Annotated in this window: 12 protein-coding genes and 2 pseudogenes; 5 read left to right on the top strand and 9 right to left on the bottom strand. The window is 41.0% G+C overall.

Features of this window, described 5'->3' with window-relative positions; genetic code table 11:
- A pseudogene (locus LC574_RS10030) lies at window positions 1-182 on the top strand (hypothetical protein); the annotation flags it as partial.
- Between the two features lie 440 nt (window positions 183-622).
- Window positions 623-2032: a transposase gene (locus tag LC574_RS10035; RefSeq protein ID WP_229453388.1), complete on the top strand. Its 1410-nt coding sequence runs from the start codon at window positions 623-625 to the stop codon at window positions 2030-2032.
- Window positions 2033-2124: 92 nt separating this feature from the next.
- On the opposite strand, the gene LC574_RS10040 is transcribed toward LC574_RS10035, so the two are convergent.
- A complete protein-coding gene (locus tag LC574_RS10040; protein ID WP_229453389.1) occupies window positions 2125-3444 on the bottom strand; it encodes a hypothetical protein in 1320 nt (439 codons plus the stop codon).
- Window positions 3445-4747: 1303 nt separating this feature from the next.
- On the opposite strand from LC574_RS10040, the gene ndhL reads away from it, so the two are divergent.
- Window positions 4748-4960, top strand: a complete 213-nt coding sequence (gene ndhL / locus LC574_RS10045) for an NAD(P)H-quinone oxidoreductase subunit L (RefSeq protein WP_100900242.1) — start codon at window positions 4748-4750, stop codon at window positions 4958-4960.
- Window positions 4961-4984: 24 nt separating this feature from the next.
- Complete coding sequence (locus tag LC574_RS10050) at window positions 4985-5296, top strand: DUF3007 family protein (protein ID WP_229453390.1); 312 nt, start codon at window positions 4985-4987, stop codon at window positions 5294-5296.
- A 156-nt stretch (window positions 5297-5452) separates the two neighbouring features.
- Here the strand turns inward: LC574_RS10050 and LC574_RS10055 are convergent.
- From LC574_RS10055 to LC574_RS10070, 4 genes and pseudogenes are all read right to left on the bottom strand, one after another.
- A pseudogene (locus LC574_RS10055) lies at window positions 5453-6055 on the bottom strand (Ig-like domain-containing protein); the annotation flags it as partial.
- A 66-nt stretch (window positions 6056-6121) separates the two neighbouring features.
- Window positions 6122-6643, bottom strand: a complete 522-nt coding sequence (locus LC574_RS10060; protein ID WP_229453397.1) for a photosystem I assembly protein Ycf3 — start codon at window positions 6641-6643, stop codon at window positions 6122-6124.
- Entirely contained in the window at window positions 6618-6845 is a 228-nt protein-coding gene (locus LC574_RS10065) for a hypothetical protein (protein ID WP_229453391.1), read from the bottom strand. The genes LC574_RS10060 and LC574_RS10065 overlap by 26 nt, the downstream gene beginning before the upstream one ends.
- Before the next feature lie 3 nt (window positions 6846-6848).
- A complete protein-coding gene (locus LC574_RS10070) occupies window positions 6849-7550 on the bottom strand; it encodes an SOS response-associated peptidase (RefSeq protein ID WP_229453392.1) in 702 nt (233 codons plus the stop codon).
- Window positions 7551-7746: 196 nt separating this feature from the next.
- Between LC574_RS10070 and LC574_RS10075 the strand changes: the two genes are divergently transcribed.
- A complete protein-coding gene (locus LC574_RS10075; RefSeq protein WP_229453393.1) occupies window positions 7747-8358 on the top strand; it encodes a glutathione S-transferase family protein in 612 nt (203 codons plus the stop codon).
- A gap of 124 nt (window positions 8359-8482) precedes the next feature.
- Here LC574_RS10075 and LC574_RS10080 read toward each other — a convergent pair whose 3' ends face one another.
- From LC574_RS10080 to LC574_RS10095, 4 genes are all read right to left on the bottom strand, one after another.
- Window positions 8483-8710, bottom strand: coding sequence for a DUF167 domain-containing protein (locus LC574_RS10080; RefSeq protein ID WP_229453394.1), 228 nt, complete (start codon window positions 8708-8710; stop codon window positions 8483-8485).
- Window positions 8688-9104: a DUF2809 domain-containing protein gene (locus tag LC574_RS10085; RefSeq protein ID WP_229453398.1), complete on the bottom strand. Its 417-nt coding sequence runs from the start codon at window positions 9102-9104 to the stop codon at window positions 8688-8690. The genes LC574_RS10080 and LC574_RS10085 overlap by 23 nt, the downstream gene beginning before the upstream one ends.
- 100 nt (window positions 9105-9204) lie before the next feature.
- Window positions 9205-9756 carry a DUF2231 domain-containing protein gene (locus tag LC574_RS10090; protein ID WP_229453395.1) on the bottom strand — a complete coding sequence of 184 codons (552 nt, stop codon included), beginning with the start codon at window positions 9754-9756 and terminating at the stop codon, window positions 9205-9207.
- Between the two features lie 37 nt (window positions 9757-9793).
- The coding region (locus tag LC574_RS10095; RefSeq protein WP_229453396.1) for a DUF2993 domain-containing protein at window positions 9794-10399 on the bottom strand (606 nt) is incomplete at its 5' end.

Consider the following 10399-nt stretch of genomic DNA (forward strand, 5'->3'; position numbering starts at 1 on the left):
ATGAACTCGAACGATTAATCAAAATGCATCAAGTCGAGAGCGCGATCGCTGCTGGTAATTACTCAGTATTGGACGTTTTAACTGGACAGGCAATGGTTGATGCTCTTAACATTATTGACCCAGAAAACACATATTCATTAGTTGGTGATGATGACGAATTTGATGATGAAATTTATGAATAATTTAAACATCTCTCAATCAGATCCAGAATGGGACTATTACGAAATCTGGCATTCATTACATCAGAGAAGTTGAATTAGCTACCTCCGAATCAGATCAGTCTATCTATTAATGAAGATTTATTTGACTTGACTAGCGCTCTTGAAGATACCCGAATCCCAGTTGAACTGCCTGATGAGGCTACCTGACACAGTAGCCGAAACGGTGGGTATTACTACCCACCGTCGCGGGTTGTGTCCAAAGCAATCAGCAAGTTAATTAGAGAAAGTGTAGCGTTCAAAAGGAATTGCGCCACTGAACTGCGGCGTTCCTGCATTCATGCGCGACACTTCTCTTGTTAATTCCCCGAATGCGTTTACTCCTGAATCGCGCCCCTCAACGGGTGGGGCGTTAGGGTGATTCGTGCGCTATTAAGTTCGGGCTACTCAAAGGATGCCAGTCCTTGAAAACCACCATTTTATATCGCAAAACCATGACAATAGAATTAACAATCCTTGGAATTGATGTTAGTAAATCAAGCGTAACTTGTCATATTTTAACACAATATCCCAAGGGAGGATTGCAAGCATATTGGAATAAAACAAGAAATAGAGCATCTACTTTATATCCGGCTTTTTACTCGAATCCTGATGCTAAGAAGAAGCAAAAATCAGCTTTTGATTTTGCCCATTATCTAGCAGAAATCAAGCCAAATTATGCAATCTTAGAGCCAACCGGAAACCACTATTCAAGACTGTGGGCATCCATTGTCAATAAGCTAGAAATCAAAATTCTCTGGGTTGGTCATGTCGAATTGCGGCGTTATCGTGGAGGCAAAAACCTTCCGAATAAAAGTGACCCAGCCGACGCTTTAGCAATGGCTGCTTACGGTCACGATCCAGATCACCAACTGGAGACTGGAGAATTAAATTTGAGATACTTTCTCATGCACCGCCCAGAACCCATAGACGAACTTCGCGACCTATGCCAGCAGCTTGAACACCTTAACCGGGTGCAATCACCAATTGTGAATTATGCAAGGCAGCTTCTAGCTTGGCAATTCCCAGAAGTGGCGCACACCAAGAGTAAATCAACTAAATCGGGAGTTTTACCACCCCTTTGGGGATGGTTGGCTAATCGGCTCGAAATCTCGCCCGCCGGGAAAACCAGAATCGAAAATCGCTATAAAATATCCATTGCCCGCGACTACGGGATTGAGATTGACCCAATCTTGGAACTGCACGCAGAATGGATGTGTGATATCTCACTCTATGAGCAGCGCTTAGAATCAAGAATTGCTGAAATGTTGTCTGAACCTGCATTTAAGCCGTACATGACTGTGTTTAATAAGTTCGGTTTTGGGCTGAGAGTGCGATCGCGTTTACTCACCAGGATTTATCCCTTCGAGTCGTTCCTGGGTGTCAATGGCAGGCCAGTCATTGAATACGAAGTGCGGGAGGTGAAGAGAACGGAGCGCGAGCGCAAAAATGGAGAAACCACCGTGAGGCGGTTAGCTGGGGATGCCAAACGAATTAAACGCAACCGCAGCCGCGATACTTTCAAAATGCGTTTGGGTATGGGTACTGTCTTAGAACAGTCGGGGGATGGGCTTGTAGAAAAGGCTAGCGGTTCATCCCTATGCCGGATCAGCCTGTGGCAGTACGTCTTAACCGGCGTGGAAACGGGAAGGCTACCAGAGAACGAAGTGACCAGAGAATTGATTAACTACCGTGATTCACTCAAAGCTAACGTCGGTGAACAAGGTCGGCAAGTACTCCGACCTCAAACTTTTGGGCAGAGACTTGCTTTGTCCAGTGTGCTACAAAAAGTTTCAGTTACCCTGAATGCAGTACGATGGGAAATTTATGTATGAAGTATTCTTCTGATTCTTTAACTATTCTGACCGGAGGCGGAGCATCTTTGGCTCCGCTCCTGAATTCTGACAAATCATGAATCAGACGACACTTATTTTTGTCTATCTACCTTCATCTGTGAAAACACCCGATAAGCATCCAGATTTAACTGCGGATTACTGCTTTGGTCTTCTTCGATCTTAATTAAATTGTATTCTACATTTTCCGCGTAAATTGCAAACGTTATATTAAAAATTTCCATAAAATTGATTACCCACTTACACTCATCTTCAGGATATTTTTCGTAATAGCGAATCAAATGAGCAATTTTAATCTCTAAATGCCTACGGGAATTTCTACAAATCAAAATAGTCTTTAAGAGTATAATCACCAATGTTAAAGAGTGACCTTGGGTAAGCAATAATATAAATAAGAACGAAGGTTCTTTTCCCTTTTCTGTTGTGAAACAATCAATGACCCGATTACAAGTTCTCAAAAATAATTCTTTAGTGATAAGTTCTTGATTATAATCTTTCTTCCATAAAGATAAAATTTCTGCAAACTGCTGCCGCAAGGTCTTAACCAATTCTTGATTATCTACAGAAAAAAATAGATATTTTTCTATACTTGCTTTAAATTGTTCAAGGGTTTGCCCTTGAGTTTGCTTGATAAATATATTGGCAATATTCTCATGGCTAAACGCACCCTTTTTTAAAACAATTGCTTTTATTAAACGCAGAACATTATCTCCCAATACACTGGGATTTTTGTAGCGTGTTGTGCTTGAGACGGCAGATTGAGAACGAGCAATATACATTGCCAGTTCAAACTTATATTTATCTTTTATCTGTCTATAAAGCTTTCTGGCAGCCTCTTGTTGCTCTCTTGGATTATTCTCATTAACAGATTGAGCAACTAAGAAATAGGAAGTGTAGCGATTAGCCCAATGACCTTTATGTAATTCGTCATGTTTAGCAGCAAATAGTTTTATTTCTTGATAATCTTTGCTGTTTATAAAGTTCTCTAGCCAGCTTTTACAGATATTTATCGCTGGAACATGATTGCTTTTGAATTTTAGGTTTTTAATAGCAAATAAATTAACTAACTCTTGGATATATTTATCTTTTCTATTAGTTTTCCACGTATTAATTATTATATATATACACCGCTTAAGTGTATTACGGAAATCATGTTCTTTATCATTTAAGAAAATCTTATATATCCCAGGTATAAAATGAGAGTATTGTAAATCAAGTCCGTCTATAAAAAAAACTTTAAATTCGCGTAAAACTTCCTCTGGCAACATTGTATTGACAATTTTTATGAAGAAGGTATAAACCTCTTCTTGTGCAATTTGCACATTTACATGTCTAGAATTAGACGTCATACAATGGGGATATTCCTGACTAATTGATAAACTATTAGCGGTCATTTCAGTTATCAGGATAAAAAGGTTTCATGTTCATATTATTACCAGCTTAACGTTGGTGAACAGTAGCATCAATCTATTCTTGAGAGATTCAGTAATCTTTTTACACAAATTTGATAAACTCCGGCTATAGATAAAGGATTAAACAATTTATGTTTAATCCTTTATCAAATATTCCAGTGGAATTGCTTACTCTTATAGCGATTATCATTTGAATAAACTACACGGGTAGGAACACGGTATTATACCATGTCCGGGTAATTCGTTATGATTCCATAGTCATTGCACCCCACACGCCAGATGCTCCACTTGGGGAAACCCCAACTCTTGGAGACGCTTTGCGTTGGCGGAAGCCTCTCCAAGAGGGCTATTGGCAAAACCAGGATGTTTTCGTGATAAAAAAGTTCGCGCAACTTTTTGGGCAGCGCGAAGAGAAATTGGTTTGGAACGATAACCTTGCCACCCTTTATTGGAAGCATAAGCTTACCGTTACGGCAAAGTTATGGGTAAAGTCACAACCTTGTATAGGAGTCTTTTCGGATGTTAAATGGGGGTGGAGGGACTTGAACCCACACGACCTTTTACGGTCAACGGATTTTCATTCTCCCGCAGTTTTCACTGCTACCTGATGGCTTTAGGATCAGGTTTTGAGAATTGGACTCTCCCTTTACCCTCGGCTTAACGTTAGGGTAGCTCCCGTCGGGTCTCTGCACCTTCCCTCAATTTTGGATTTTAGACTTCGGCTCCCTTCGACTGCTAAGAGGGCAAGTCGCTCAGTCGAACGATTTTGAATTTTGGATTGAAGACTAATCGTAAATCTAAAATCGCAAATCTAAAATTTCTGGGCTTGGCTCAGGATTGCCATGTCTGTCACCAGATTTAGGTTTCCCTGAGTTTGAGAGCTTCCACTTGAGGAATTTCTCCTTCAAGGCTCAGTTATCTAAGTCCGTAGCGTCTACCATTCCGCCACACCCCCGCAGGTGTTTTGCAACTAGTATAACTAGTTATTCTTTAGAGGCAGCAAATACCTCCTCATCTATTCCACCATCAATTATGTCTTTTGTCCAACTAGATTAAAAATATTTTTTCCACATTGGGCGATCGCTTTCTAGAGTTGCAAGTTTTCCTTGTTTCCTCGTAATCAATCTGGATGAGTTTTTGATCTTGTCTGACTAGAGCATTTGTTTGGTAGCAGATTTCCTATTATAGCATAACACTACCTTTTGTCAATCAATCTTGATTATAGTTTCCTCAGTTTCGCTCTTGAGCCTATGATGGAAAACAGATGCTTAAGACTTGAAAGTTTATGATTGTCGCCCTGCTGTATCTGATTTTGGCTGGAGCTTACCTTCTGGTAATCCCAATTGCTATTTTGCTGTACCTGAAGCAGCGTTGGTATGTAGCTACCTCCATCGAGCGTACCTTTATGTACTTTTTGGTGTTCTTCTTCTTTCCGGGTTTATTGGTTCTATCGCCGTTTCTAAATTTTCGACCCCAACGGCGACAAATTGAAGTTTAACTAAATTGGTAGGTCATAACTCTCATGCGACGGATTGACGCTATTGGAATTGGCTTGGGCGTTTTTATTGCTGGCGGCTTGGCTTATGTAGGATTGCAGCTAGTCGGTTTGGATAATCAGCAAGCTGGTATATGGAGCCAAGTCTTACTAGTCAGTGGGTTAGTTGGCTGGTTAGCCACCTATTTTTTCCGGGCGGTGGAACAAAAAATGACCTACCACCAACAACGGGAACAGTATGAGCAAGACTTTCTGCAAAAGCGCTTAGATGAGCTTACCCCCGAAGAACTAGCACGAATTCAAGCCCAAATAGAACAAGAAGAGCAATCTCAGGTGTAAAGTTATCATTGGTCAGTTGTCTCATTTGTCCTTTGTCATTAGTCATTTGTCCTTTAGTAATGACCAATGACTAATGACCAATGACCAATGACCAATGACCACTGGCTATTAACACTTGACTAAAAATGACTGCGATTTCTGATTGCTTTGAAACCCTTGGGCTGAAAGTAAGTCTTGGTTCTTAGTGGCGCGAGCCGAAAATAAAATTTTCCCTCCATCAGGAAAGGACTCAAAGTCCATTACTATCAGGTCTTGAGGGGTAAGTAGCCTTTTTTGCTCTTGGGTTAAGTTGTAAAGAACTAACCGTCCCTGTTCTTCTTTATCGGTTCCGATGTAAAGTATAACGCGATCGCGTGTGCGGAAGCTACCAACAAAGGGCTGTATCACCCGATTTTTGCCTTCTTCCTTTGCAAACTTATCTTCGGCTCCCTGTAACTGCACTTTATAATTCGTGCCATAAGGTGCTGGTGTTACCAGTGTATAAACCATCCGCCGCCCAGCCCAACTGAATTTACCTGCTAGGGGTGGCTCGATTTTCAAGTTATCCTCTACGCTTTTTACTTCCATTGGGCGGCTGAAGGTGAGGGTGAAAGAATTATCTTCTGCCCCAATTTGTTGATTTTGCCAGGTAAATTCCCGGACACGAGCAGTCACCACATCACCTTGCAATATGATTAACCCAATCAGCACACTCAGCAGTAGCATTAGTGCGATCGCTATGCGATCCAGTGGTTGAATAAATGCTTTAGATTTAGTCATTTGTCATTGGTCATTTGTCATTGGTCATTAGTCCTTAGCAAATGACAAAGAACTAATGACTAATTACTAAAAGAATACGTCCATTTGCGATCGCCCGGTGGTTTTCAGCCAGTTTTGAGCTTCAATGTAGTTATTGGGAGCCATGCGAATAGCTCGAATCCAATAGTCTGCTGCTTGGTCAAAGAGTGCTTCGCCAGCCTCGTTATCTCCAGCTTCTTTCTCCTTTTCGCCTTGGTAGTGATAAATCACGGCGATGTTGTTCAAGGCTTGGGGCATACGTGGGTTTAACTCAATTGCCTGGTGATACAGTTCTAAAGCTTTGTTGTGGTCGCCGTTGCTGGCATAGATTAGCCCCATATTGTAGAGAATATAGCCGCGATCGTTGGTATCTTCCTCTAGTGTTAGAGCTTCTTCATAATATTCCAATGCTTCAGCATATTCCCCTTCTGCTTGGGCTGACATGCCATCTCGATAATAAACAAACGCTTCTTTAGCTTTTTTGTTGGTTGGCAGGATTTTCAAGATGATATCCGCCATCACTGTAAAGGATTTGTCAACAAAATTATCGTTCTTTTGTGTTCTTGGCATATTTGTCTCTGGGTATTGGGCATGGGGCATGGGGCATGGGGCATTGGGCATGGGGCATGGGGCATGGGGCATGGGGCATCCCTTCGGCTTCGCTCAGGGCAAGTGGGCATGGGATATTAATCAATAATTTTTCTTCCCCTGCTTCCTCATCTCCCTCATCTCCCTCATCTCCCTCATCTCCCCAATTCCCTAGTTCACTCAATAGCTAATTTAACTGATTTGTGGGGGCATTCTTCTCACTGAGTGGGATGATGCACTCTGGACTATTATGCCGAGAGTTGTTTACTAAGGTGCTAACTGGATACGCAGTCATTGCTGGCGCCAGATAGGGACGCAATAGCTGCTGTAGGGTTTGGGGCGTTTGCACTTGGGAATCTAGCCATAAATCGTAATCTTCTGGCTCTAAAATCACTGGCATTCGCTCGTGGATAGGTTGGAGTAATTCGTTAGCTGTTGTTGTCAAAATTGTACAGGAGATTATTTCTTCGTTAGCAGGCGATCGCCATTTCTCCCACAAACCTGCAAAGCCGAAGGGTTGCCCATCTTGAAGGCGAAAATAAAATGGCTGTTTTTTGCCTTGTTGCCGTCGCCACTCATAAAAGCCATCAGCTATCACTAAACAGCGTCGATGCTTAAAAGCCGAACGAAAAGCGGGTTTTTCGGCAACAGTTTCAGCCCTAGCGTTAATCAGCTTTGCCCCCATCCCTGTATCTTTCGCCCATGAGGGAATTAATCCCCAATACAACTGCTTAAATTCACGCTTTTCGCTTTCCGGATTTTGTAACACCGTTGCCACCATCTGGGTAGGTGCGATGTTATATCCGGCTGTTAAATCCAGTACTGGCTCAACATGGAAAACTTGAGCTAAAGCTGCTGCTGACTGATTTAGAGTAAATCTTCCACACATACTTTTATTCTCGACCACTGACTAAATTAAACATTTCAATCTATAAATGAATAATGTTTTTTATTTTTTCAGATAATTTTATTTAGTACTTCTAAGCTAAATCTTCAAAAAAATCATCCGGTTTTGGGAAAATATTTTGGTAAAATATTGTATTTTGAACCTCTACTTCTTAACATATTCTTAACTGCATTTTAGCATGGAACTACTGCGTCTGTACGATTTTTTACCTTCTGGTAATGGTTATAAGATACGTCTCTTATTGACACAACTAGGTATGCCTTTTGAGAGGGTAGAGCTTAACATTTTGAAAGGTGAGACTCGAACACCAGAATTTTTAAGTAAAAATCCCAACGGGAAGATCCCTATTATTGAAATTGAGCCAGGGAAATACTTGGCAGAATCAAATGCCATATTGGTATATCTGAGTGAAGGTACAGAATTTTTACCCTATGACCGCTTTTTACGAGCGCAGGTGCTGCAATGGTTATGTTTTGAACAGTATAGCCATGAGCCTTTTATTGCTACATCAAGATTTTGGATTTCTATTTTAGGTAAAACTGAAGAATATAGTGAAGCTATAAAGCAAAAACGTGAATCAGGTTATGCAGCACTTAGCCTGATGGAAAAATACTTAAATTCTCACACTTTTTTTGTAGGAGAACGCTACACGATTGCTGATATTGCCTTGTTCGCTTACACTCATGTAGCTGATGAAGGTGGGTTCGATTTAACACAATTTCCTGCTATCCAAGCTTGGATAGAAAGAGTCAAAGCTCAATCAAGGTATATCAGTATTACACAAGCATAAAAAGTGGATTTTGCTTTTTTTGTGTCTCTTGTTTCTTGGCTCTGCTAGAGGATGTATTCGCTGGGACATTGCCTCACATTCAGCAGGAGGCAGAGTCTTCCAATAAGGTATTACTAAGCAGCAACTAGTAGTCTATATCAATTTCTATCAGCTTTTGCCGAGACGACAAACCTGACTTAATTCTGATATCAGATTTGGCTACATCAAATTTCTCTGCTAGTAGTTTAATTAATTCTTCATTAGCCTTACCATGAACTGGGGGCGATTTTAAATACACAGTCAAACTGGCATCAGGTTGTTCTTCAATTTTTTGCTGTTTTGAATTAGGTTTAACCTTGACTTTTTTTTGCATAACCTATTTTCTGTAATTGTCGCAGCCACAACCAACCTAAAACACAACCCAATACATAATGAGGAAAGTCCCACCAAACAAAGGTAGTACCAAGTAACAATTTACCTATCAAGGTGGCACGAATCTCCTCTAATAGTGGCGGATGCCAAAGTTGCAAGAATTCTAGTATACAGGTGATGACAAAAACCCATATAGGAATTTGGATTATCGCCGCCCGACTTCTGAAAAACCAAAATGCAAATAGACACCAAAATATTTCATAAAATATCGCTGCTCCGTAGTCATTAAACCACTGATGGGCAGGCCCAGTGTAGTATTTAAACAAAAAGCCCATCGGTATAACGATGAGCAAAGAAAGAATAATAAATATTGTTTGGTTACGATGTTGGAGCATTTTCTCAAGGCTAAAGACCAACGAAAATTTTAGCCTTTCCATAGTCGTTTCTCAATAATTCGTAATATTGAATGTTAATTACGAATTACGAATTATTTGCTTATGGATATCTTCTGCTACCAGCGCCCACTACACCGATTTTATGGCGATAGGAGAGTTCAGCACCAAACCAGCCGGAAACGCTAGTCAGTGTACCAACAACGAGCGAGATTAACAGTCCCCAAGGTACTATTCGGGATTCAGCGTCGCCCCAACGCAAGAGAAAGTTGACGAGTGATAAAACTAGGATAGAAACGTTAAGTATCAAATGCGCCCAACCGGCGGTGCGCTTGCGAACTCGTTCAATTTTCAAAAAGTCGCTCAGACCGATCGCAGCAGCTAGTAACCCTAGACCTAATCCGAGTCCGATTAACCATAATGAAGCCCTAGCCCAGAAGAAATCACGAGTTAACCAGTAGCCGACATCACTTCCCAAAGCGGCGGCTAAAAAGGCGATGGGAAAGATTACACTTAGGGGATGTAGGGGATGTCCTGCGATCGCAACTGTGCTAGGTACGCCAGTATCACGATACTCACTGTCGTTACTTTCAATAACTGGTGGAATATTGGGAAAAGGTGTTGAACTTGTTTGCGTTGTGTCTGTAGTTTCCATTTTTAGTATCCTGAATTTATTAGCTTCCTATTTATTTTTAAGCTGAAGGAATTTTTTCTACATAAGCTTCAGCTTGTAGGGTTAGTTTGCCTACTTCTACTTTTAGTTGGTTAACTTGCAGACTCATTCCTTCTAAATCGAAGTTACTCAAATTTAGAATTTCGCTAGTTTGATCTATCAAAGCTTTTGTCAACTCTGGCGATATTTCGTCACTTTCGCCATACTCCACATTTTCCAAAGTAACTGTTTTTCCATTTCCGCTGATCCTGGGAACTGCGGAAAAAGCAACTTGCTGATTTTCACCAGTTTCTACCAATTTCATGCTGGCATTTAGTCCTACTTTCCCATCACCAGGTAGTCGAAAATCTACATGTTGAGGTTCAATAGTTCTCAGTTGTCCGTTAACGTGGATTTTTTGACTTTGCAGTTGCGATCGCACATATTCTGAGTTAAAGGCGCGATTAATATCAGCTTCAGTTAACACAACCTGTGCATTAGCTTCAGTAGGTTTAGTAAGTTCAATTTTGCCAAAAGCCACACTTAGAGGATTGATGGCAACACTAGTCATTTGCATTTTCAATTCCTCCATGCGGAGGTCTTTCTGCATAACCAAGCCTTCGCCTTCAATCGTGACTGCATCCAC

This window comes from Nostoc sp. CHAB 5715, assembly GCF_020829685.1.
GTDB lineage: Bacteria > Cyanobacteriota > Cyanobacteriia > Cyanobacteriales > Nostocaceae > Nostoc.